The 22,906-nt window shown below is 64.5% G+C and carries 20 protein-coding genes and 1 tRNA gene; 9 read left to right on the top strand and 12 right to left on the bottom strand.

Annotated elements, in window-relative coordinates:
* Nucleotides 1-110 precede the first annotated feature (110 nt).
* Nucleotides 111-1,208 carry an LLM class flavin-dependent oxidoreductase gene (locus AXW67_RS13520; RefSeq protein ID WP_063678281.1) on the top strand — a complete coding sequence of 366 codons (1,098 nt, stop codon included), beginning with the start codon at nucleotides 111-113 and terminating at the stop codon, nucleotides 1,206-1,208.
* Between the two features lie 57 nt (nucleotides 1,209-1,265).
* Nucleotides 1,266-1,820 (top strand): flavin reductase family protein, encoded by a 555-nt coding sequence (locus AXW67_RS13515; RefSeq protein ID WP_063678280.1) that lies wholly within the window; start codon nucleotides 1,266-1,268, stop codon nucleotides 1,818-1,820.
* A gap of 203 nt (nucleotides 1,821-2,023) precedes the next feature.
* On the opposite strand, the gene AXW67_RS13510 is transcribed toward AXW67_RS13515, so the two are convergent.
* The 5 genes from AXW67_RS13510 to AXW67_RS13490 form a co-directional block, all read right to left on the bottom strand.
* A complete protein-coding gene (locus tag AXW67_RS13510) occupies nucleotides 2,024-3,892 on the bottom strand; it encodes a sigma-54-dependent Fis family transcriptional regulator (RefSeq protein ID WP_063678279.1) in 1,869 nt (622 codons plus the stop codon).
* Between the two features lie 184 nt (nucleotides 3,893-4,076).
* On the bottom strand, nucleotides 4,077-7,379 hold the full coding sequence (locus AXW67_RS13505) for an acetyl-CoA carboxylase family protein (protein ID WP_063678278.1): 3,303 nt from the start codon (nucleotides 7,377-7,379) through the stop codon (nucleotides 4,077-4,079).
* Nucleotides 7,380-7,390: 11 nt separating this feature from the next.
* Nucleotides 7,391-9,112 (bottom strand): AMP-binding protein, encoded by a 1,722-nt coding sequence (locus tag AXW67_RS13500; RefSeq protein WP_063678277.1) that lies wholly within the window; start codon nucleotides 9,110-9,112, stop codon nucleotides 7,391-7,393.
* Nucleotides 9,113-9,279: 167 nt separating this feature from the next.
* Nucleotides 9,280-10,962, bottom strand: coding sequence for a methyl-accepting chemotaxis protein (locus AXW67_RS13495; protein ID WP_063678276.1), 1,683 nt, complete (start codon nucleotides 10,960-10,962; stop codon nucleotides 9,280-9,282).
* Between the two features lie 117 nt (nucleotides 10,963-11,079).
* Nucleotides 11,080-11,679 carry a TetR/AcrR family transcriptional regulator gene (locus tag AXW67_RS13490; protein WP_063678334.1) on the bottom strand — a complete coding sequence of 200 codons (600 nt, stop codon included), beginning with the start codon at nucleotides 11,677-11,679 and terminating at the stop codon, nucleotides 11,080-11,082.
* Between the two features lie 190 nt (nucleotides 11,680-11,869).
* Here AXW67_RS13490 and AXW67_RS13485 point away from each other — a divergent pair, with 190 nt between their 5' ends.
* The 3 genes from AXW67_RS13485 to AXW67_RS13480 all read left to right on the top strand — a co-directional run bounded on the left by AXW67_RS13485 (nucleotide 11,870) and on the right by AXW67_RS13480 (nucleotide 12,859).
* A complete protein-coding gene (locus tag AXW67_RS13485) occupies nucleotides 11,870-12,247 on the top strand; it encodes a tautomerase family protein (protein ID WP_027555743.1) in 378 nt (125 codons plus the stop codon).
* A gap of 77 nt (nucleotides 12,248-12,324) precedes the next feature.
* The gene (locus tag AXW67_RS42715) at nucleotides 12,325-12,462 is read left to right on the top strand and encodes a hypothetical protein (RefSeq protein WP_161491254.1); all 138 of its coding nucleotides are present in this window, start codon (nucleotides 12,325-12,327) and stop codon (nucleotides 12,460-12,462) included.
* Between the two features lies 1 nt (nucleotide 12,463).
* A complete protein-coding gene (locus AXW67_RS13480) occupies nucleotides 12,464-12,859 on the top strand; it encodes a GFA family protein (protein ID WP_063678275.1) in 396 nt (131 codons plus the stop codon).
* A gap of 32 nt (nucleotides 12,860-12,891) precedes the next feature.
* On the opposite strand, the gene ubiA is transcribed toward AXW67_RS13480, so the two are convergent.
* The gene (gene ubiA / locus AXW67_RS13475; protein WP_063678274.1) at nucleotides 12,892-13,806 is read right to left on the bottom strand and encodes a 4-hydroxybenzoate octaprenyltransferase; all 915 of its coding nucleotides are present in this window, start codon (nucleotides 13,804-13,806) and stop codon (nucleotides 12,892-12,894) included.
* A gap of 649 nt (nucleotides 13,807-14,455) precedes the next feature.
* On the opposite strand from ubiA, the gene AXW67_RS13470 reads away from it, so the two are divergent.
* Nucleotides 14,456-15,463, top strand: coding sequence for a tetratricopeptide repeat protein (locus AXW67_RS13470; protein WP_161491253.1), 1,008 nt, complete (start codon nucleotides 14,456-14,458; stop codon nucleotides 15,461-15,463).
* A 270-nt stretch (nucleotides 15,464-15,733) separates the two neighbouring features.
* Here AXW67_RS13470 and AXW67_RS13465 read toward each other — a convergent pair whose 3' ends face one another.
* The 6 genes from AXW67_RS13465 to AXW67_RS13440 form a co-directional block, all read right to left on the bottom strand.
* Complete coding sequence (locus AXW67_RS13465; RefSeq protein WP_063678272.1) at nucleotides 15,734-16,426, bottom strand: hypothetical protein; 693 nt, start codon at nucleotides 16,424-16,426, stop codon at nucleotides 15,734-15,736.
* A 39-nt stretch (nucleotides 16,427-16,465) separates the two neighbouring features.
* A complete protein-coding gene (locus tag AXW67_RS13460) occupies nucleotides 16,466-18,751 on the bottom strand; it encodes a 2OG-Fe(II) oxygenase (protein ID WP_063678271.1) in 2,286 nt (761 codons plus the stop codon).
* A gap of 45 nt (nucleotides 18,752-18,796) precedes the next feature.
* Nucleotides 18,797-19,222, bottom strand: a complete 426-nt coding sequence (locus AXW67_RS13455; RefSeq protein WP_063678270.1) for a type II toxin-antitoxin system VapC family toxin — start codon at nucleotides 19,220-19,222, stop codon at nucleotides 18,797-18,799.
* A complete protein-coding gene (locus AXW67_RS13450) occupies nucleotides 19,210-19,467 on the bottom strand; it encodes a type II toxin-antitoxin system Phd/YefM family antitoxin (RefSeq protein WP_145927587.1) in 258 nt (85 codons plus the stop codon). Before AXW67_RS13450 ends, AXW67_RS13455 begins: the two co-directional genes overlap by 13 nt.
* Before the next feature lie 265 nt (nucleotides 19,468-19,732).
* Nucleotides 19,733-19,807 (bottom strand) — tRNA-Glu (locus tag AXW67_RS13445).
* A 56-nt stretch (nucleotides 19,808-19,863) separates the two neighbouring features.
* Nucleotides 19,864-20,205, bottom strand: a complete 342-nt coding sequence (locus AXW67_RS13440; protein WP_027551768.1) for a hypothetical protein — start codon at nucleotides 20,203-20,205, stop codon at nucleotides 19,864-19,866.
* On the opposite strand from AXW67_RS13440, the gene AXW67_RS13435 reads away from it, so the two are divergent.
* From AXW67_RS13435 to AXW67_RS13425, 3 genes are all read left to right on the top strand, one after another.
* Entirely contained in the window at nucleotides 20,204-21,211 is a 1,008-nt protein-coding gene (locus AXW67_RS13435) for an RluA family pseudouridine synthase (RefSeq protein ID WP_063678268.1), read from the top strand. The two genes, AXW67_RS13440 and AXW67_RS13435, sit on opposite strands and share 2 nt — an antisense overlap.
* Nucleotides 21,212-21,426: 215 nt before the next feature.
* Nucleotides 21,427-22,326 (top strand): RNA polymerase sigma factor RpoH, encoded by a 900-nt coding sequence (rpoH, locus tag AXW67_RS13430; RefSeq protein WP_027551770.1) that lies wholly within the window; start codon nucleotides 21,427-21,429, stop codon nucleotides 22,324-22,326.
* 178 nt (nucleotides 22,327-22,504) lie between these two features.
* Entirely contained in the window at nucleotides 22,505-22,846 is a 342-nt protein-coding gene (locus AXW67_RS13425; protein ID WP_063678267.1) for a hypothetical protein, read from the top strand.
* Nucleotides 22,847-22,906: the final 60 nt, after the last annotated feature.

Raw genomic sequence — 22,906 nt, 5'->3', positions numbered from 1 at the left:
TTTTTTCACTGATTCAAGTCTCCTGTGCGCTGGCACACCGCTTGCTGATACTTCGCCACTGGAGTCCATCAACGCGCAACAAGACGCATCAACATCAGATGAGGAAACACATGGAGATCGGCTATTTCACGATGCCTTCGCATCCGCCGGAGTGCGGCCTGAAGGAAGGGAACGACTGGGACCTCCAGGTCATGCGCTGGCTCGACGAGCTCGGCTACCAGGAGGCCTGGGTCGGCGAGCATCACACCGCGCCCTGGGAACCCAATCCCACGCCGGATCTCCTAATCGCGCAGGCGCTGATGCAGACCAAGAAGCTGCGCATCGGGCCGGGCGGCTTCCTGCTCCCCTATCACCACCCGGCCGAGCTCGCCAACCGCGTCGCGATGCTCGACCACATGTCCGAGGGCCGGCTCAATTTCGGCGTCGCCGCCTCAGGTCTGCCGAGCGACTGGGCCATGTTCAACGTCGACGGCATGAGCGGGCAGAACCGCGACATGACCCGCGAGGCGCTGGAGATCATCCTGAAGCTATGGATGGAGCCGGCGCCCTTCACCCACAAGGGCAAGTACTGGACGGTGACCAAGCCGGACACGATGTTCGACTTCCTGAAACCGCACATCATGCCGTTGCAGGCGCCGCATCCGCCGATCGGCGTCGCCGGCCTGTCGAAGAACTCGGACACGCTGAAGCTTGCCGGCGAGCGCGGCTTCATTCCGATGAGCCTCAACCTCAATCCGGCTTATGTCGGCAGCCATTGGGACTCGGTCGAGATCGGCGCGGCCAAAACCGGTCGCAAGCCGAACCGGCAGGACTGGCGGCTGGTGCGCGAGGTGTTCGTCGCGGATACCGATGAGGAAGCCTGGAAGCTCTCGACCGGCGACATGATGGGCCGGATGATGCACGAGTACTTTCTGCCGCTGCTCGGCCATTTCGGCTTCAAGGATTATCTGAAGCACGCGCCCGACGTACCCGACAGCGACGTCACCGTCGAATATTGCGCCAAGCGGAACTGGATCGTCGGCTCGCCGTCGACCGTGGCCGAGAAGATCGAGAAGATCTACGACGAGGTCGGCGGCTTCGGCGTGCTCCTGGTGTTCGGCTTCGACTACAAACACAAGGCTGAAGCCTGGCACCACTCGCTCTCGCTGCTCAAGAACGAGGTGATGCCGCGCCTGACGCATCTCGGCTCCGCGAAGAAGGCGGCTTGACCGGCAGCGGCTGCGGCGCGATCGTGCCGCACCCGCCTCAATTTCGGAGATTTCGGCGTGAGCGTCGACGCAACGGACTTCAAGCAGGCGATGCGGCAATGCGCCGGCGCCGTTGCGCTGGTCACGGTGGGCGCCGAGCACGGCACGCGCACGGGGCTGACGGTGACCTCGGCCTGCTCGCTGTCGGACTCACCGCCCTCCCTGATCGTCAGCGTCAACCGTAATGCCAGCGCGCATACCCGCATCCGCGAGGAAGGCGCCTTCGCGATCAACTTCCTGCACGAGGGGCACGCGCTGCTGGCGCTGACCTTCAGCGGTCAAAAGGGCGTCAATGGTGATGATCGTTTCGCCTTCGGCGAATGGAAGCGCGGAGCGACCGGCGCGCCGGTGCTGATTGATGCGGTCGCCGCGTTCGACTGCGTGCTGGCGCAGGAATTCGAGACCAGGACGCATTCGATCTTCGTCGGCGAGGTGCGCGGCGTGTCGCATGCGGCGACGGCCGCTCCGCTGGTGTATCTGCGCGGCCATTTCCATACCCCGCAGGAGATCCGCGAAACGATTTCGCTCGGCGACCTCGATGCACGGCATCTGAGCTGGACGGATTTTTCGTAAGGGACCTCGCTGCTTTCCCTTCTCCCCTTGTTGTGGGAGAAGGTGGCGCGAAGCGCCGGATGAGGGGTCTCTGTCCGCGCATACGAACAGTGAGGTGAATTGCGGAAGCAGGCCCCTCACCCGTCTCGCCGCTACGCGGCGAGCCACCCTCTCCCACAAGGGGAGAGGGTAAGAAAGCTCGCAACTCGGCAAAACGATTGGCGCTACTGCGCCGTCTCGATCTTCATCGCCTTGATCTTCCGATACAGCGTGGCGCGGCTGAGTTTCAGCGCACGCGCGGCTTCGGTGACGCGACCGTCGTGCTTGCGCAGCGCCTCGATGATCGTCGCGCGCTCGGCCGCGGCGAGATCGGGCTCGGCCGCCCGGCCGCCAAACGGCGGCAGATCGAGGTCGGCGTCTGTGATGACCCCGTCCTCCGCCGTGCAGCCGGCGAGCCGCAGCACGTGGCGGAGCTGGCGCATGTTGCCGGGGAACGGATACGCCGACAGCAGCGACCAAGCCTCCTCCGAGAGGCGGCAGTTCGGCGCCTCCTCGCGCGCGATCTGGCGGATGACATCGTCCCGGTCGGCGCGCTCGCGCAGGGCCGGCAGCCGCACCTCCATGCCGCGCAGTCGGAAGTAGAGGTCGGCGCGGAAGGCGCCCTCCTCCGCCATGCGGCCGAGATCGCGATGGGTGGCACTGATCAGGCGGATGTCGACGGGCACCGGCCTGAGCGCACCGAGCGGCCAGACCTCGCGGTTTTCCAAGACGCGCAGCAGACGCGTCTGCAGCGCGATCGGCATGTCGCCGATCTCGTCGAGGAACAGCGTGCCACCATCGGCCTGCACGATCAGGCCCTTCGAGCCCTCGCGCCGCGCACCGGTGAAGGCGCCGGCCTCGTAGCCGAACAACTCGGCATCGATCAGGCTTTCCGGCATCGCCGCGCAGTTCAGCGCGACATAGTTGTTGCGCGCGCGGTTGCTCGCGGCATGAATGGCGCGCGCGAACACGTCCTTGCCGACGCCGGTCTCGCCATGCAGCAGCACTGGAAGATTGTGATCGCCGATCCTTCTGAGCCGTTTCACGCTCTTGACCAGGCCGGGATCGCGACCGGCAAGCCGGTACAGCGTATCGAACCGGTCGACAGGGCTCTCGCGGCCCGCGACCGACACACGCGCGGATGACCTTGCGCGCAGCGGCGGCGCGACATGGCCCTGTCCCAACGGGCCACCATCGCCGCGGCGCAGCGCGACGATCTCGTCGGCGCTGCGCGCCGCGTGATGATCGAACTTGATGTAGCGCGTTGCGTCGATGCCGGATGCGATCATGCCGTCGGTCAGGCTCAGCATCGCGCGCGCCGACCGGCAGGCGCCGACGATGCGACGGTCGTCGTCGTAGGCGATGAGGCCGCTGCCGCCGTCACCTGGCACGGTCGCGATCCAGGCGTTGCGGAAATGATCGCGGAAGATCGCGCCCTCCATCCGCCGCGTCGCCTCCATCGTCACCGCGAGCGCGAGCTGATGCGCCGCGCGCTCGAGATCCCGCCGGCAGGAGGTGATGTTGACGGCACCGGCGAGGCGCCCGGCCTGGTCGAACAGCGGCGCCACGGCGCAGGAGAACATGTGCCACTGCTCGCGAAAATGCTCGTCGCGGTGCACCAGGATCGGCTTCTCCTCGGCAAGCGCGGTGCCGAGACCGTTGGTACCTTCAAAGGCTTCGGCGAAGTTCGAGCCGGTGTAGATCTTCCAGTCCAGGAACATCTTTGCGTCGGCCTCGCCCGGCAGACGGCTGAAGAGCATGGTCGCGTTCGTGTCAGCCAGATTGACGCAATAGCCTGCGTCGCGCAGCACGCGAGCGAGGTCGTCGAGCTCGGGGGTAAGGAGCCGGATCGTCTTCTCCATCGGCTCGGCGACGTGGCGGACCTCGGCTTCGGTGAGGGTCTGCGGCGGGCCCTGCCGGGCGGGGTCGAGCTTGTGGCTGATCAGGCACCGCCGCCAGGAGTTGGCGATGCGCGAGGAGGCATCGACGTCGGCCACATGATTGGCGACGGACAAGACACGGGCGACATGGTTCGAGGCCGAAAGGCTGGCCATCGCGGACGTCTCCACCCTGTATTATTGTGCAAAGTCTGGCACCGCAGGCGGGGATGTCAATCGGGAACCGGGAACACGGTGGGGAGCGCGCGCTACTCAGCGCCGTCGTGGCCGGACTTGTCCCGGGCATGACGATGCGGAAGCAGATTGCCTGCTACTCAGCGCCTGAATTGCTGCACCGCCCTCACCACGTATCGATGCACGGCCGCTTCTTCTCCGTCCGCTGCGGCGGCTTCGGTACGGAGCGCAGGCCCGCCATGATCCAGCGGCGCGTCTCGGCGGGGTCGATGACGTTGTCGATCTCGAACACGGAGGCGATCGAAACCGCCTTGCCGTTGGCATAGAGCTCAGCGACCTTGTTGCGGTAATAGGTCTCGCGCTCGGCCGGATCGGCGATCGCCTCCATCTCCTTGCGGAAGCCGAGGCGGACATAGCCCTCTAAGCCCATGCCGCCGAACTCGCCAGTCGGCCAGGCCGCGGTGAAGAACGAGGCATGGAAGCCGCCGCCGATCATCGACTGCGCGCCTAGCCCATAGCCCTTGCGCAGCACGATGCCGAACAGTGGCACAGTGAGGCTTGCACCAGTGACGAACATGCGCGAGACGTGGCGCACGATCGCGGTCTTCTCGGCTTCGGGGCCGACCATGAAGCCGGGCGTATCGCAGAGCGAGACGATGGGCAGATCGAAGGCGTCGCAGAGCTGGAGGAAGCGCGCGGCCTTGTCGCCGGCGTCGGCATCGATCGCGCCACCGAGATGGCGCGGATTGTTGGCGATCAGGCCGAACGGCCTGCCCTCGATGCGGATCAGCGCAGTGATCATGCCGACGCCGTAGTCGCGGCGCAGTTCCAGCACGGAATCCTTGTCCGCGACGAGATCGATCACGCTGCGAATGTCGTAGACGCGCAGGCGGTTCTCCGGGATCGCCCGGCGCAAGAGGCGCTGGTCGGCCGCCTGCCAGTCCGACACCGCACCCTGGAAATAGGACAGGTATTTCTGCGCGACCCGCGTCGCCTCCTCCTCGTCCTCGACGAGAATGTCGATGACGCCGTTCGGCGCCTGGAACGAGACCGGGCCGAGTTCGGCGGGATGATAGACGCCGAGGCCGCCGCCCTCGATCATCGCGGGGCCGCCCATGCCGATCGAGGCGTTTTTCGTCGCGATGATGACGTCGCAGCAGCCGAGCATCGCGGCGTTGCCGGCGAAGCAATAGCCGGAGACGACGCCGATGACAGGCACGAGGCCGGAGAGCCTTGCGAACTGCACGAAGGACGGACCATCGAGCCCGGTCATGCCGAGCCGGTCGGTGTCGCCGGGCCGACCGCCGCCGCCTTCGGCATAAAACACCAGCGGGACGCGCCAGTCTTCCGCCAGCGTCAGCATGCGGTCGATCTTCTTGTGGTTCATATGGCCCTGCGTGCCCGCGAGCACGGTGTAGTCATAGGCCACGACGATACAGCGCCCGCCGTCCGCACCGAACTTGTCGGCATTGACTGTGGCAACGCCCATGATCAGGCCGTCGGCCGGGGTGTTCTTGATGAGGTCGTCGAGCTTGCGGCGGCGGCGCTGGGCTGCGATGGCAAGGCTGCCATATTCCATGAAGGAGCCATCATCGACGAGCTGGGCGACGTTCTCGCGCGCGGTGCGCTGATTGGTGTTGCGGCGGCGCTCGACCGAGGCTGGGCGGTTCTCATCGAGCGTGTTGGCCTGGCGCGCGATCAGCTCGGCGAGATCAGCGCGGATATGGTCGAGATCGATGTCGGCTTCCGCCGCCGACACGTCGGCCGCGACGTCGAGCGGCTCGATATACATGATCGGCTCGCCATGCAGCAGCGTGACGCCATCGCCGGCGACGAGTGTCATGACGCGGCCGCCCTGCTCGGCCATCACCAGATGCTCCATCTTCATGGATTCAATCACGGCGAGCTGCTGGCCGGGGCGTACGACCTCGCCTTGCTTCACCTGGATGGTGACGATCGTGCCCTGCAAGGGCGCGGCGACCATGACCGTCCCTTCGGGCACCTCCTGCGCGATGTGCGCCTCAGTGCCGGCGCCGCTTCGCTCGGTTGCAGCGAAGTAGAGCGGCCTTGCCGCGCCATCGGCCTCTTCGACGAGCTTGCCGATATTGCGATCGATGAAATCGGTCGCGATGCGGTTGGTCCTGAAATCGGGATGCGCCAGCACCGCCTGAAGGAAGGCGATGTTGGTGATGACGCCGTCGATCCGAAACTCGCGCAAGCTCCGCGAGGCCTTGGCGACCACGTCGTGCCAGGCCTCACCCGGCGTGTGCACGATGACCTTTGCCAGTAGCGAGTCGAAGGCGGCGCTGGTCTTGTAGCCGGCATAGCCAAAGCTATCGACACGGACGCCCGGGCCTGACGGCGGCTCGAACACCGCGAGCACGCCGCCGGTCGGATGCGTCGCGCCAGTCTCGTCCAGCGTCTCCATGTTGACGCGAAGCTGCATGGCATGGCCGCGCGGCTTCGGGATCGCATCTTGCGACAGGCCGTGCGAGGCCAGTGAGGCGCCGGCGGCGACCGCGAGCTGGGCGCGGACGAGGTCGATCCCGAGCACCTCTTCCGTCACGGTGTGCTCGACCTGGAGCCGCGGATTGGCCTCGATGAAAGCAAAACTGTCGTCGGCGCTGCCGTCGACCAGGAATTCGAACGTGCCGAGATTGTCGTAGGAAGCAGCGGCCGCGAGCTGCTTCGCCGCCTCGATGATGCGGCCGCGCAGGGGCTCGCTCAGCGAGGGGCTCGGCGCCACCTCGATCAGCTTCTGGTGCCGGCGCTGGATCGTGCATTCGCGCTCCCAGAGATGGGAGATGGCGCCGTGGCGGTCGCCGATGATCTGCACCTCGATATGGCGCGCCTGCCGGATCAGCCTCTCAGCATAGACGCCGTCGAAGCCGAAGGCGGCCTTGGCCTCGGACTGACAGCGCGCATAGGCTTCCGCGAGATCGTCGGCTTTCTCCACGACCCGCATGCCGCGGCCACCGCCGCCGGCCATCGCCTTGATCACGATCGCCGCATTGCTGCCGAGCGACGCAAAGAACGCCGTGATCTCCTCCAGCGACGATGGGCCGCTGGTGCCGGCGATGATCGGCACGCCGCACCGTTTGGCGAGCTGGCGCGCCGCAACCTTGTCGCCGAACAGTTCGAGCGCAGCGATCTTCGGTCCGACGAAGGTGATGCCGGCGTCAGCGCAGGCCTTCGCGAACGCGGCGTTCTCGCTGAGGAAGCCGTAGCCGGGATGCACCGCATCGCAGCCGGCCGCTTTGGCCGCTTTCACTACGCCGTCGATATCGAGATAGGCCCGAGCGCCGCGGCCCGGAATTTCGATCGCCTCGTCGGCGACGCGGACGTGCAACGACAGCGCGTCGTCGGCGGGATGGATCGCGACCGTTGCGATGCCGGCGTCGGCCGCGGCGCGCGCGATGCGAATGGCGATCTCGCCGCGATTGGCGATCAGGAGCTTTTTGAACGACATCGATCTCTCACTCAGACTGCAGCAGGCAAGTTGGGATCGAGGTCCTGCTTCTTCACCTTGCCCGTCGCCGTCAGGGGCAAAGCTTCGATGATGCGGACCTCCGGGATCTTGTAGACGGCCATGCGCTCGGCGCACCAGGCACGCAGGTCCTCAGCGGAGATGGTGCCGACCGCCTCCGGCTTGAGCTGGATATAGGCCACCGGCACCTGCCCCTTGTCGGGATCATCGCGCCCGACCACGCCGGAGCCCAGCACCTTCGGATGCTGTCCGAGCAGTGCCTCGATCTCCGGCGGAAACACGCTCATGCCCTTGACCTTCAGCATCTCCTTGCGGCGACCAAGGAAGTGGAGGAAGCCGTCCCTGTCGATGGTGCCGATGTCGCCGGTGCGCAGCCAGCCATCGATCAGCGACTCCGCGGTCGCCTCCGGCTTGTTCCAGTAGCTCTTGAGCAGCGACGGCGTGCGCACGCGGATCTCGCCTTCCGCGCCGAGCGGCAACAGCGCGCCGGTCTCGAAATCTGTGATCTTGAACTCGGCACCGGGGACCGGCAGCCCGACGAAGATCGGCTGGTTGTTGAGATCAAAATCGCGGTCCTGGAAGCCGGCGGTGAAGGTGTTGGAGGTGTGGGTCTCCGTCATGCCCCAGGCCGCCTCCATCAGGATGGTGCCCGTGAGATCCTTCCAGCGCCTGCGATAATCGGCGTTGAGCTTCTTGACGAAGGAAACGACGCGCACCTGCTTCAGCGACGACAGGTCGAACTCGCTCCAGCGCGGATGATCCATCAGCTCGACCGCGCCGTCGACCGGCATCGCTGTGATCGTGACCTTGTACTTGTCGATCGCCGCCATCGCGCCGACGGCGTCCCAGCGCGCCAGCAAAACCAGCGTCGCGCCGGAGAACAGCGGGAAGATCAGACCGAAATTCTCGCCGGCGATCCAGAACTCGGGAAAGAACGACAGGAACACGCTGCTCTCGTCCGACAGGACCGAGATGCCGTAATTGGCGGCGGCCGTATAGACCATGTCGCGATGGGTGTGGACGCAGCCCTTGGGCATGCCCGTCGTGCCGCCGGTGTAGTTGAGCGCCGCGACCTCATCGAGGCTCGGCGGTGGCAACGGCGTCGGCGCGGGCATCGCGGCAAGCGCAGGTAGCAGATCAGTGGCGCCGGGCACCGCGACGCGCGGCGTGCGGATCGAGTCCGGTGTGGGGAACGACGGCGTCGCCGGCACGACATCGGCAAAGCTCGTGACGATGATCTCGCGCAGACGCACCTCGCTCCTCACCTGCTCGACGACAGGCATGAGCTGGTCGAGCGCCACGATCACTTCGGCCTGGGTATCGTTCAATTCGTAGGACAGCTCGAACGCACGCGACAGCGGGCTCACGGGCACATGGATTGCGCCGAGCTTCAGGATGCCGAAGAAGACGATATGGAACTGCGGGCAGTTCGGCAGGAAGACGGCGACGCGGTCGCCCTTGCGCACGCCCCTCGCCTGCAACAGGGCAGCAAAGCGGTCGCTCTGCCGGTCGAGGTCCGCATAGGTCGTGACATGACCATAGAAGATCACCGCAGGACGCTCGGGGCTCTGCTTCGCCCAGGCGCGCAGATATTCCGTCAGGGGAACTTCGCCGTGCAGATAGTGCGGCGAGCGCGGCATGCCCTTCGGCCAGGCCTTGTCCCACAGGCCGCGCAAGGTGGCGAGGTAGTCCTTCTCGTTGAGACCTGCGCTCATGACGTTTTTCCCGTGCTGTTTTTCTTTTCGCGAGGGCACGCGCGCACCCTCGATAGACGTCGTTACAGGTCGAGCACGGCAGACTTGATGTCAAGAAAAACAGTGTTTCCGCATCACGGCCGATGCCGTGACGCGGAAAAAGCAACGAGTTGCGGCAAGCGCCTCTGTTATGCCGCGCGCACGCCGGCGACGAAGGCGCTGACTTCGTCCTGCAGCGACTGCAGCTTGTGCGTGAGCCGGCCGCTCGATTGCAGCACGAGGCCGGCGGCATGGCCGGTCTCCGAGGTTGCGTCGGTGACGCCGGAGATGTTCTGCGAGACCTGATTGGTGCCGGACGCCGCCTCCTGCACGCTGTGCGCGATCGCCTGCGTGGCGGCGCCCTGCTCCTCGACAGCGGCCGCGATCGACGAGGAGATCTCGTTGACCTCCATGATAGTCGTGCGGATGCTCTCGATGTTGCCGACGACCTGATGGGTCTCGGCCTGGATCGCCGAGATCTGCGCGCCGATCTCGTCGGTGGCCTTGGCGGTCTGGCTCGCCAGCGACTTCACCTCGCTTGCGACCACCGCAAAGCCCTTGCCGGCTTCGCCTGCGCGCGCCGCTTCGATCGTGGCGTTGAGCGCGAGCAGGTTGGTCTGGGAGGCGATCTGGTTGATGAGGTCGATGACCTCGCCGATCTTGTGCGCGGCGGAAGCAAGCCCCTGCACGGTGTCGTTGGTGCGCTGGCCGTCGGCAGCGGCCTGGTCGGCGACCTGGGCCGCCTGTGCGACGCGCTGGCTGATTTCGGCGATCGAAGAGGATAGCTGGCCGGCTGCGGAGGCCACCGTTTGCACGTTGCTCGAGGCCTGCTGGCAGGCGGTCGCGACGAAGGAGGCGCGCTCGCTGGCGCGGTTGGCGGTCTCCGACATGCCCTGGGCGGCCTGCTGCATCTCGCGCGCCTCGTTGAAGACCTCGCGCACGACGGCCTGGACGCTCGCCTCGAACTTGCCGGCGAGATCGGCCATCGCCTTGCGCTTCTCGTCGTCGGCCTTGTGCTTCAGCTCCTGCTGCTCGGCATGCATCTGGCGCACCGCCGAGGCGTTGTCCTTGAACACCGCGAGCGCCTTGGCGAGCCCGCCGACCTCATCGCGGCGGCTGGTGTAGGGCACTTCGAATGCGCTGTCGCCGGAAGCGAGGCGCTCGGTCAGCGCCGTGATCCCGGCGAGCGGCCGGGTGACGCTGCGGCCGATCACGAAGGACGCACCGAGCACGAGCACCAGCACCACGAGGCACACGAGGCCGAATGTCACGGCGTTCTGACGGAACACGGCGTCGACGTCATCGAGATAGATGCCGGTACCGATGATCCAGCCCCAGGGCGCAAAGCCCCTCACGTAGGAAATCTTCGGCACGGGCTGCTCGAAGCCGGGCTTCGGCCAGAGATAGCCGTAGAAGCCGGCGCCCTGCTTGTTCACGACATCGACGAAGCCCACGAACAGCGCATTGCCTGCGGGATCCTTCATCGCGGAGAGATCCTTGCCGTCCAGCTCGGGCTTGATCGGATGCATGACCATCTTGGGGGTCATGTCGTTGATCCAGAAGTACTCGACCTTGTCGTAGCGCAGGCTCTTGATCTCCGCCTGAGCCGCCGCTTGCGCCTGCTCGCGCGTCAGCTTTCCCTCGCCTTCGAGCTTCTGGTAATGCGCCAGGATGCCGTAGCCGACGTCGACCATCTGCTGTGTCTTGGCCTGGCGGTCGGCGACCATCTGCGCGCGCAGCGTCGAGAGCGCGATCGGCGCCAGTGCGATCATGCCGAGGAGACTGATGGCAACGATCAGAACCAGCTTGAAACTGATGCGGGAGAAAATCATCGGTGCTCGCAAAATTGGCAATGCTGATATGCCAACTTATCCCGAACGCCTTAGCAAAGAATTAAGCATTCGGGTTCGGCCGCGCCTCTGCGCGCAAGGCGAGTCGGCACGGCCCGCCTAGCGCTTGGTCGCACCGAGCACGAGATCGATGGTGTGGGCGGCGATCTTGCGAAGCTGAGCCTCGTCGCCGAAGGCGCGTTCGAGCACGGCAAGGCCGCGCGTCACCGTGATGATGTGCAATGCTGCGGCCCCGGACGCACCGCTGAACTCACCCCTTTTGGCGCCGGCCGACAGCGCGTCCTCAACCAGGGTGGTGATGCGCGTCACCAGGTCCGCAAAAGCCCGGCGCGCATCCTCGTCCAGCCCCTCGCCTTGAGCTGACCCAAGCTCCATCAGCCCGCGCGTGGTCGGACATCCCCGAGGCGGCGTCCCGGAACGGAAGTTCGTGATGGTCAGATCGAAGAAGGCCGTGAGGCGCTTGCGCAAGGTGCCGGTACCGAGCGCCGTCTGCACGGCGCCGAGATAGTCGCCCGCGTAGCGCTCGTAAGCGAGGAGAAACAGCGCTTCCTTGCTGCCGAAGGCATTGTAGAGACTGCCGCGCTGAACGCCGGCATCGCGCGCGATGTCCGACAGCGACGTGCCCCGCACTCCCTTGCGCCAGAACTGATCGAAGGCGATGCGCAGGACATCGTCATGGTTGAACTCGCGCGGCCTCAAGTCTGTCTTCTCCTCGATGTCGCCCGCTTCGCCGGGGCCGCACAAAAGTATTTGACGCGATGTCAACAACGTGGTTTCTTGACAGCGTGTCGAAAACTAATTGGGCCCGATAACCGGTTTCGTCAATACGCTCGGCGGCCATTCGGCCAGCGCCGCGGCGGTTCAGGCCGGCATGGAAAGGAATCCACCGATGCCTCTCCTTCACATCTCGCTGCGTGCCGGAAAACCGGCGGCCTACCGGCAGGCGATCCTCGACAGCCTCTACCGCGCCATGCGCGAAGCGCTCCAAGTGCCCGAGGGCGACGAGTTCATGACCATCACCGAGCTCGAGCCAGCGAACTTCCGCTGCGGCAACGCCTACGGTGTCACGCGCAGCGACGACGCGGTGCTGATCCAGATCACCGTGTTCGACACCCGCACCGCCGAGCAGAAGAAAGCGCTGTACCGGCGGATCGCGGACCTGCTCGGCGAAAGGCCGGGCATCCGCTCCGAGGACGTGTTCGTGAACGTTCTCGATGCTCCCAAGGAGAACTGGTCCGTCGGACACGGACTGGCGCAGTTCGCGTGAGGCCCCTATCGCAATATGCCACCGTACGTCCGACGTGCCCCCTTGAGAATTGACCGCAGGAAGGCTCTGCGCGCGAGATGACCCGCGATCTCGACATGCTCAAGATCGACATCGACGTGATCGACACGATGATCCGTCTGCGCGGCGCGCCAGGCGCTCCGCAGGTGCAGGCGGAAGAGGCTGCCGAGAGACCGGCCGAGCCAGAGGGGGAGTGAAGTGACTGCATTCCGCGGAAGCTGCCTGTGCGGCGAAGTCGCCTTCGAGATCGAGGGCCCGTTCGATCGCTTCCTGAACTGCCACTGCTCGCGCTGCCGGAAGGCATCGGGGTCGTCGCATTCATGCGAGGTGATCGTGCGGGCCGCGGCGCTGCGATGGCTGCGTGGCGAGGCCTCGGTCGCGCGCTACGACCTGCCGACGGCGCGGAGCTTTGCCACCGCGTTCTGCAAGGTCTGCGGCAGCCCCATGCCTCACCTCACCGGCAGCGGCCGCGAGGCAATCGTTCATGCCGGCGCGTTCGACGAGCCGCTCGGCGCGACGCCGGATCGGCACGCACAGTGGTCGTCACGCGCGCAATGGTATGTGCATGGGGACGGACTGCCGGTGGAGGACTGAGGCGCAGACGGGCACGCGTGCGACGCGAGCGCTCACCAGGTCCCGATGAGCGCCGCGATTGTCAGGAGCGCGCCGGTCAGAACATTCGACAAGAACAGGCTGAAGCTCAACTGCGGACGCGCGAGGTCGATGCGCCAGGCCTGCCAGCCAAGATGTGCGGCGATCACCACCATTCCAACGGCGTAAGACGACGACATGCCCAGCAGCCAGCCACCCAGCGACCAGGATGCGACCGTAAGGGCGTAGAACAGGCCGATACAGGCTTGTCCCTTCTCGCCGAACAGGATCGCCGTCGACTTCAGGCCGAGACGAACGTCGTCCTTGACGTCGACATAAGCGTAGACGGTGTCATAGCCGATCTGCCATGTGATGGCGCCGATCCACATCACGATGGCGCCGGGCGGGATGTGACCGGCCGCCTCGGCCCAAACCATCAGCATTCCCCAATTGAAGGCCGCGCCCAGCACGGCCTGCGGCCAGTAGGTGAAGCGCTTGCAGAGCGGATAGATGAACACGAGCGGCAGCACGCCTATTGCCATCTGGCGCGTGTAGGAGTTCAAGAAGATCAGGAGTGACGCCGCAAGCCCGAGTTCGGCAATCAGGAAAGCGATGGCTTGATGGAGTTCGAGCTGACTGCTGGCGAGCGGTCGAAAGCGCGTCCGCTCGACATGCGCATCAAACTTGCGATCCGCGATATCGTTGACAGTCGAACCCGCGCTCCTCATCAAAAGCGCACCGAGCGAGAAGACGATCAATTGCCAGACCGCAGGAAATCCATGCGAGGCCTGGATCAGCGCGGCGAGGCACGGAAACAGCGTGAGCCATATCCCGACGGGCCGGTCGAGGCGCGCAAGCCTTGCGTAGGGGCGCCATGCCAGTGGTAAGCGCCGGTCCACCCAGTCGCCGGGATGGATGTCACTGAGATCGGGGCGGCTCAATGCGGTCATGGGACGAATTCCGTAATACGGACGCAAATCAGGGCGCATGCGATGCCCGCCATGCCGACGTGACACGGCGCTTGGTCTCGGGGACGAGCTTACAGCGCAGCAGCACGATCGCCAAACGCTCGGCATGACGCCAGACAGGCATGCACAGTGGCCGTCGCGCGGCGGTGCACGGTAATGGGTTGCGGGTGGAGATTGGGGAGCGCATCGCCGCTAACAATGCGCTGTCCCTGAAGCTTTCAAGGGCGTTTGGCACGCAAGCACTCGATCCGTATCAACGATCAATGGCAGATCGCGTTCAGATGGACCGACGCAGGTGCCGACGTTGAGATCGTGGATTACCCACTAGCGAGGCGCCACCTTTGGCCAGCAAATAAGGAGTTCGCAGAAGGCAAGGAAACTTCCGCCGTTTCATCCCGGCGCAAGCCTGAGTTGACTGCGCCGTCAACGTAATTTCACCTCTGCCGAATGCCAGGTAGAAAGACGTCTTGAAATCGCTATAAGGTAGTGGCCAGGGCAGGTCGCGCTCGCTATTGATGGAAAGCACTTGCTGCTCCTGTGCCATGTTGACCAGGTCGCCCATCGGCCAGTTTTTGGTGGACACATCACCATTGTCGTAATCATTGGCTAGATGTCGCGCGAGGGGACGAAAATGTTTGCAGCTTCAACTCCAAGCTTACGCCGCGGCTGCAAAGCGATCCTTACAACCGCCTCTGTCGTCCTCTCGACGGTGGGCGCCTCCGCGGTCGATCCGCAAGACTTAAGAACCTGTCAAGATAGCGCCGACGTACCGCGGATGATCGCTGCCTGCACCAATCTCTCGCAGGACGCTGGATTGCCGCCCGGTGCGCGATCCATGGCTTTGCTGAAACGTGGCTTTGGAAACTATGCGCTTGGTAATATCGATGCGGCCCAAGCCGACCTCTCGGACGCAGTCAGACTCAACCCAAAGAACAATTACGCTCATCACGAACTGGGGCTTACCTTTTTCAAGAAGGGCGACCTTACCCGCGCAATTGCGTCGTTGACCGAAGCCATCAATCTCGATCCTTCCAGTGCCGCAAGCCGGTTCAGTCGCGGACAAATCTATTTGTCCGAGAACAGGCTGGACGAAGCGATCCAGGATTTCTCCGACGCCATCAAGCTCGGTGCCGACAAGAACACCGCCTTCACCAAAGACCAAGGCGTAGATCGTCCAGAGGCAAATCGCGTCGCGGCGGACTATTACGCTGCCCGGGCAGATGCTTACTATCTGAGAGGCAATTTCAAAGATGCTGCCTCGGGCTATGACCGGGCGGCGGGATTCTCCGATCCGGAGGGCTACACTCTGATTTGGGGATCGGTGGCCCGGACTCAGGGAGGATCTGCCGACGCTGACATTGTGCTGTCCGCTGCGCTCGACAAAGGTCAACTCAAGGATTGGCCCAAATCCATTGGAGAGCTGCTTGTCGGTCGGATCACTCCCGCCGCAGCCTTGGCTGTGGCCAAAAATGCAGATCAAATCTGCGAGGCGCACTATTACAGTGGAATAGTTCAGCTCAAGGCCAAGGACTCAATCTCGGCCCAAAAAGAACTTGCGGCTGCCCGTGATGGATGCCCAAGCTCGTTTCGGGAGTCTCGTGCCGCCGTTGCCGACCTGAAGCGACTACAATCGCAGTAATCGTATGAACGATACGGCGGCGAGTAACGACCAATTGCCGTGCGAGCTCGATCCCTCCGGTGGGACTTCACGCTCTTCGCGGTTTGCCGGGTCAAGGCAAAACACGGGCGCCATCAGACTGATTGCGAGCCGCTGGCGCGCCATTCGGAACAAAACTGCGAACTCCTACGTCATTGAAATTCCTACATAGTTTCAAGAAAAACTTCGCGCTTATCGGCATTAGGACCGTTTGGACGAAGCCGTCCTGGCAGGCGCAGTTCAGCCCTTCGATCAGCGTGCATCTGCCAGGACCTGCGGCTCAACCAGCAGACCCTGTCGTTCGTAGCGGCGGCGGGTGCGGCTGAAGCGCACGACGACCGCATAGCGCGCGCTGGCCGCCTTGACGCGCCGCGTCAGCGTGGCATCGCCCGTCGGCAGGAAGGCGAGATCATCAAGGCCAACGCAGCGCAGGCACGTCGGCCCCGGAGTCTCCATCATCAAGAGATCGCCGGCGCCGCCGCAACGATGGCATTTCCATTCGGCATTCAGGGACTGGACCACCACCAGTTCCGGGGCGCGGCTTGTCTTTTCCGTCAGGCGTTCGCGCTTCTTCTCAGAAAGCTCAGGCGATACCCAGTGCGTCCGGTATGACGTCTCGATCGCGGGATTTCCGCTTCGGCTGAAGCGCAGTGTCTGGCGTCGCGGCGTACGAGCGACATACGCGGTCTCGCTTGCAAGCAATCCTCGCGCGGACGCCCAAGACCGGAATAGCCGCATGGCTTCCGAGATGCGCGGCAGATTGGTCCGGACGACTGCCTCAAGGCATTCGATCTGCCCGCGGTGCCAGCGCGCCAGCTCTGTGGCGTCAAGCCACCCAATCCCGACGAGGACGTCGATAGCGCTCACATAGTGCCGGGCGGCAAGTGCCGCCTCAGCCGCTTTGGCGACGCGATCGGCAAGTGGGACGCGATTTTTCCGGCTCATTTCGTCGATCCCGCTGTTCCGTGCGGTGCAGGGCCAACATCATCCGCCCAGCACCGATACATGCTCCAGATCCTGCTGCCGCTGTTTTGCGCATCGTTCGTAGCTGGCCTGGTTCTTGGTGGCGATCAGCGTGTGGGGGCTGCCGCGTCTTTCTGTCGTCAGGTCAAGGTCACACCCTGCGCTCCGAACACTTTGCTCGACATGGGTCCTCCGATCCTGGACCGCCTTCAGGCGCCATTGCTGTTGATCAGAGGCAACCAGGAACGCGCCCAGTCCACGGCAATCGGCACAGGTGCATTTGAGCGGGTTGATCCTGGTCCAGTCTCGCGGCGCTTCCAGCGGGAGCGCGATGCGCCTGCGCAGGTGATCGAGACACGCTTCTCGGAGCCGCCCCACCGCCAGCCAAGCCCTGCTCTCCGCCAGCTTGGCAATCGCGAGAGCAGCGGGGACCAGAACGTCGTCCGGCTGGTATGTCTTCGGCCAGGAGAGCAGGTGCTCGATCGCACGCGCCGCAAGCGCCGAATCGATCCGGCTCGTCGCTGTCAAAAGGTCGACGACGAAGCCAGACTTGACGGGCTTTGGCCGCTGCCAAGCGTCGACCTGCCAGGTATCGACCTGCTTCGGCCGCGCCGGATCGCCCGGCAAGACGTCGATCAAAGCTGAGCCGATCTGTATGAGATCGCAGCTCGTTTCGGCCAGCGCCGCGATGCAGCGCAGCAGCAGATCGCCGCAGGCGCTGAGATGGGCAGCCGCGTTTCGTCTGACAATTCTGACGAGGAGCTCGGTCGCGCGCGAGGCCGGAAGCAAGGCGACCGCAGACAGGATCGCGGCGTTGTCGCGCGCGACATAGTGGCCTTGGGCGGACAGTTCGGCGAGAAACGCATCGATGTGAGCGACGTTACCAAGACGGACCTGCACATCGAGCATCCGGCCGACTTCGGCGTCGTCGTCACTTCGCCAAGACGAACGGGGCCACGAGCGCAGCATATGCCCCGAAAGCTCATCGGCCTCATCCCACAATGGCGACTGCATCGATGCCTTGCTTGCCACCCAACGCGCCGTCACTTCTTCGAGGTAGGGCAGTGTCGTGCGGAGGCCGGCCTGGTTCAGCACCGCGAGCCTGCGCGCGGTCGGCCACAGCACGAAGCCGGCACGGCGGTAGGTGCGCTCGAAGGACGCGCCTTCATTGCCCGTCGCCTCGTGAAAGTGCTGCTCGTCCGGCGTCAGATCCTCGAAAGCGTCGGGCGGGCACAGCTCGTCCTCGGCGAACGGAAATTCGTCGAATCCCGCCTCGCCGCCGTCGGGACGCCGCCACTCGGACAGGATCAGCGCCCGGTCGATAACCTCGGCGACCTCGAACTCCTCGTCTTCGTCCTCTTCGTCGTCTCGGCTCCAACGGCGACGACGGCCGTAATAGGGGATATGTTCGGCGCTGCCGCTCTCCTCGATCGACACCAGCGCGAGGTGAAGATCGCAATCCGCCTCTGCGGCGGCCTTGACCAGCACGGACGCCACGCCCGCATCGGCCCCTTTGAGCGCACTGAACGACAGCTCCGCCGGCGTGTAGGCATGCTCCAAAGACACAATCAGCTTGTCAGGCTCGTCCTCAGCGCTGGCCCAGCTGCGCAGCAATTCCACCACGCGCCCTTGCACTGCGCGATAATCCGGCGCCTTCAGCGAGCGCCTCTTGCCGGAAAAACGCAGATTATAGACGAGGGCCAGGCGACATCCCGTCTTAACAGGACGCACCTCATGCACACAGTCGGCATAGAAGCCCGCGAAGCCGATCTCCGACGATTCCTCCGGACGCAGGTCGAGCACCATCTCCCGGCCGAGATGCTTTACGACCAACTCGCCGCCACTATGGGCCGAGGGCAGTACGAGCACCAATGTCGCGAACATCCCCGGGACCTTCTCGGTATCGCGGTGGTCGACGAAAAAGCTGCCGGTGTCGTAGACAAGAAGCTTATAGAAGTCGGCCGCCACCGGCTCGCTCACACCGAGCCCGAGGGCTACGTCGGCCACGAGTCCGGCAAGGGTCTTGTTACAGTGACGTCCTCCGATCCGAACCTTGGCCGAATCGACCTGCCAAGTTCTCCGGACTTCGCGATCGACCACCGTCTCCTCGCCCCCTCCATAGGGGGCTGCCTCGGCGATTGCGACGAGCTGCTCGGCCTGGACGGGCAGGATCGGAAAGGCGATCCTGCCCACGCCGTCGACATCGATCGTCGGCATGAAGATCTCCCGAATTCCGCTGACGCAAAAGTCGCCCGGACGCTCAACCGAACGAAGGCTGTTGAGCAGTGAGACACCGATCGACGACATGGCAACTCCCGGCAATGATAGCGGAACAACGAGTCGCTGGGCCTTTCAGGAAATTATACGCAGCGAACGCACGCGTGAGAAATCACGGTCATGCGTCACGAGTGCGGCCGCGTTGATCGCCAATGCGCTAGCCGCTTGAACGGCGTCTGCCAGCTTGAGACGGAGCGACGCCCGCAGTCTCGCAGCGCTTTCCGCAATGTCGACGTCAAGCGCGACCGGTTGCCACGACTCCAGGATCGCCCGGTAACGTCGCGCAAGCACGTCGTCACCGGCCTGCAGAGGCCCGGTCAGCACCTCGGCAATGGTGATGGTCGTCACGGCAAAGCGCAGGCGCCCTGTTTCGTGAGCTTCGAACAGCGGCTTGAAGCGCGGTCCGAATTTCGGATGCCCCTCAAGAAAATAGATGACGGGTGCCGAGTCGATCAAAACCAGCGCGTCCTGCGGCAGATCCGAAAGAGCTAGCGGCTCCATTCGTCACGCAGCTTTCGAAGCGTGCGGGCACTGTTCTTTCCCCAGAGCCCACGACCGGATCCTGCAACGGGCGTCAACGGCTGCTGGCGAACGGCCGCGCCATACGCCTCGATCGGCACCAACGCGGCAACGGGGCGGCCATGCCTGGTAATGATCGTCGAACGGCCCTTCTCAGCGGCCTCAAGAAGATCCGGGAGCTGATTGCGAGCTTCTTCCGCGCCTTTACGCAAGATGAGGTCCACCATTTTGCCTCCGAGAGAACCGTACAGTACCGTACAGTTCAAGTCAACGGCGTCCGGCTGCCGCGCCTCTCGACCCCTCATGCCGACCGGAGGACGACGGCGAAGGGCGGCATCGACGGCAGCGATCAAACCGGCACGATCTCGATGATTGGGCAGAAGACAAAAGGCCGGCTGGCTTTCGCCGCCAAAGCACCATCCCGAGCGGAAGGTCGTCAGTCTTCGGCCGGCGCCCGCAGAGTTCGCAGTTTTGTTCTGACCGGTGGCAAAATGGCGCTCCCTAGGGGAATCGAACCCCTGTTTCAGCCTTGAGAGGGCCGCGTCCTAACCGCTAGACGAAGGGAGCGTGAGGGCTAGCCAATAGCCTCGAAATTTGTCCGCCGCAAGGACCGAACCAGCCTTTTATGGCTCATTGGCAAATTTCAGCTTGCCGGCCGGTTTCAACGTGTGGGCGTCGAAGGTGCGGATCTCGGTTGCCCCGCCGACGTCGAGGGTCACCACGAGGCGGTCGCCCGCGACCGCGGTCGAGACGATCCTCGCGCCCCTCGGCAGGGTGGCGGTGACGTCGCTCAGGGCCTCGGCCGCCCTTCCCTCCGACTTGAAAAGGCGGTAGCCCACCGCGATCAGGACGGCGCAGATTGCCAGCGCCGTGGTCAACCCCGCGATCAGCATCATCCGCCGCACCCGCGCGAACAGCGCGGCCTGCTCGGGGGTCGGTTCGGGAACAGCGGTTTCGGTCGTCATGCAGGGCTCTGGGTCAGCGCAAAGGTTGGAGGTTGTCGTTGCCGGCGACGAGGGCTCGGCCCGGCTCGACCGGGTGCTGGCCGCGCGCCTGCCGGACCTGTCGCGATCAAGGCTGAAAGCCCTGATTCTGGCGGGCGCGGTGAGCCTGAAGGGCGCCGCGGTCCGCGACCCCGCTTATCACGTCGCCGCCGGCGATACGATCATAATCGACGTGCCGGAGGCAGCCCCGGCGGAGCCGAAGGGCGAGGACATCGCCCTCGATATCGTGTTCGAGGACGACGACATCATCGTCATCAACAAGCCGAAGGGGCTGGTCGTGCACCCGGCGGCCGGCCACGAGACCGGCACGCTGGTGAATGCGCTGATCGCTCATTGCGGCTCTTCGCTGTCGGGCATTGGCGGGGTGCGCCGGCCCGGCATCGTGCACCGGCTGGACAAGGACACGACGGGGCTGATGGTGGTCGCCAAGAACGACCTCGCCCACCAATCGCTGACCGCGCAATTCGCCGATCACGGCCGGACGGGCGCGATGCGGCGCGGCTACATGGCCTTCGCTTGGGGGCTGCCGAACCGCCAGCGCGGGACGGTCGACGCGCCGATCGACCGCCATCCGCACGCGAGGGAGAAGATGGCGGTGCGCCAGACCGGCCGCGAGGCGGTGACGCATTGGGAGATCCTTCAGAGCTTTGCCGGGCGCGACGGCAAGGGCGTCGCGGCGCTGCTCGCCTGCGAGCTCGAGACCGGACGCACCCACCAGATCCGCGTCCACCTCGCCCATATCGGCCACCCCCTGATGGGAGACGCCGTCTATGGCCCGCATTTCAAGACCAAGGCAAACCAGCTCGGCCTCCAGTCGCAGGCGGCTTTGGCCGCCCTTGGACGGCAGGCCCTGCATGCCTATCTGCTGGTATTGGAGCACCCGAGGACGGGAGAATTACTCCACTGGGAGGCGCCCCTGCCGGAGGATTTGCTTCTCCTTGAAGGTGCTCTGAAAGCGGCGCTATGACGCAGGGTCCTTCAGAAAAGCCTTACCTTACAAAAAGTTATAGCTGCCACACGGGGACGTGACGTCAGCAATCCTTCCCTAAACGACCCTCGATGGGGTATATTGCGCCTGCGTTGAAAGACCAACGCGGAACATCGCAGTCCGGCCGGCTTTAACCAAGCGGTCGTCTGCCTGGCCCGCCGCTATCGGGGGCCTGAACCTTTGGAGGGCGCACTATGGCCCGTACCGCTGCTTTGCCGGTCCTCAATGGAGAATCCGGCCTTTCCCGCTACCTCGCCGAGATCCGCAAGTTTCCGATGCTGGAACCCCAGCAGGAATACATGCTCGCCAAGCGTTGGCGCGAGCACGACGATCGCGACGCGGCACATCAACTCGTCACCAGCCACCTCCGGCTCGTGGCCAAGATCGCCATGGGCTATCGCGGCTACGGCCTGCCGATCTCCGAGGTCGTCTCGGAAGGCAACGTCGGCTTGATGCAGGCGGTGAAGCGCTTCGAGCCCGAGAAGGGCTTCCGTCTTGCCACCTACGCCATGTGGTGGATCAAGGCGTCGATTCAAGAGTACATCCTGCGTTCCTGGTCGCTCGTGAAGATGGGCACCACCGCGAACCAGAAGAAGCTGTTCTTCAACCTGCGCAAGGCGAAGAGCAAGATCAACGCTCTGGACGAGGGTGATCTCCGCCCCGACCAGGTAAAGATCATTGCGAAGCGCCTCGGCGTCACCGATCAGGACGTGATCGACATGAATCGCCGCCTCGGTGGCGACGCGTCGCTCAACGCGCCGATCCGCGACGACGGCGAGGCCGGCGAATGGCAGGACTGGCTGGTCGACAATACGCCCAACCAGGAAGCCATGATGGCCGAGCACGAGGAGTATGATCACCGCCGTGACGCCCTGAACGGCGCCATGGGCGTGCTCAACCCGCGCGAGCGCCGCATTTTCGAGGCGCGCCGCCTCGCCGATGAGCCGATGACGCTGGAAGACCTTGCCGCCGAGTTCGGCGTGTCGCGCGAGCGCGTCCGCCAGATCGAAGTCCGCGCCTTCGAGAAGGTGCAGGCCGCGGTCAAGGGCACGATCGCAAGGCAGGAACAGGCTGCGCTGGAAGCCGCGCACTAAGCGCAACTTCCCTGCGCCAGAGATTGGCGGATCGAAAAGACGGAAAAGCCGGCGGCAACGCCGGCTTTTTTTGTTGGTGGCCCTCCCCCTGCGCCAAACCGGCCGAGCTTGCCTTGAACCGCGTTCGCCGCTCAACCGACCAAAAAGGCGTCAGCATCAAGCGGACCGAGCTCGCGCCGTGTCGATCATCCTGCAGTCCACCGTCGGCGGCTTCTCCGCCCAGTTCATGCGCAAGCTGCCGCTGGTCGAGCAGGCGATGCGCGAGCACGGGCTGGATCCGGCGGAGTTCGTGGTCTCGAAGGACTATGCCAGCACCGCGACGATTCCGTTCGTCGGGCCGTTCTTCTACGATTACAGCGTCTTCTTCGGCGACGATCAGTTCACCGTCACCGAGCCGAACGACATGGTGTTCCTGGACTATTTCTTCAAGCGAGTGCTCGCCGCCGACGGGCCGCCAGAATTGCCCGAGCGGCCGGGGCTGATGCGGCGCTTGTTCGGGTGGATGACGGCGGCGACATAACCTCCTTCGTCATTCCGGGGCGCGACGAAGTCGCGAGCCCGGAATCCATTCATCCACCAA

This window comes from Bradyrhizobium neotropicale (genome assembly GCF_001641695.1).
Classification (GTDB): domain Bacteria; phylum Pseudomonadota; class Alphaproteobacteria; order Rhizobiales; family Xanthobacteraceae; genus Bradyrhizobium; species Bradyrhizobium neotropicale.
Note: the sequence above shows the minus strand (reverse complement) of the source record. Positions and strands in the feature narration are given on the sequence as shown.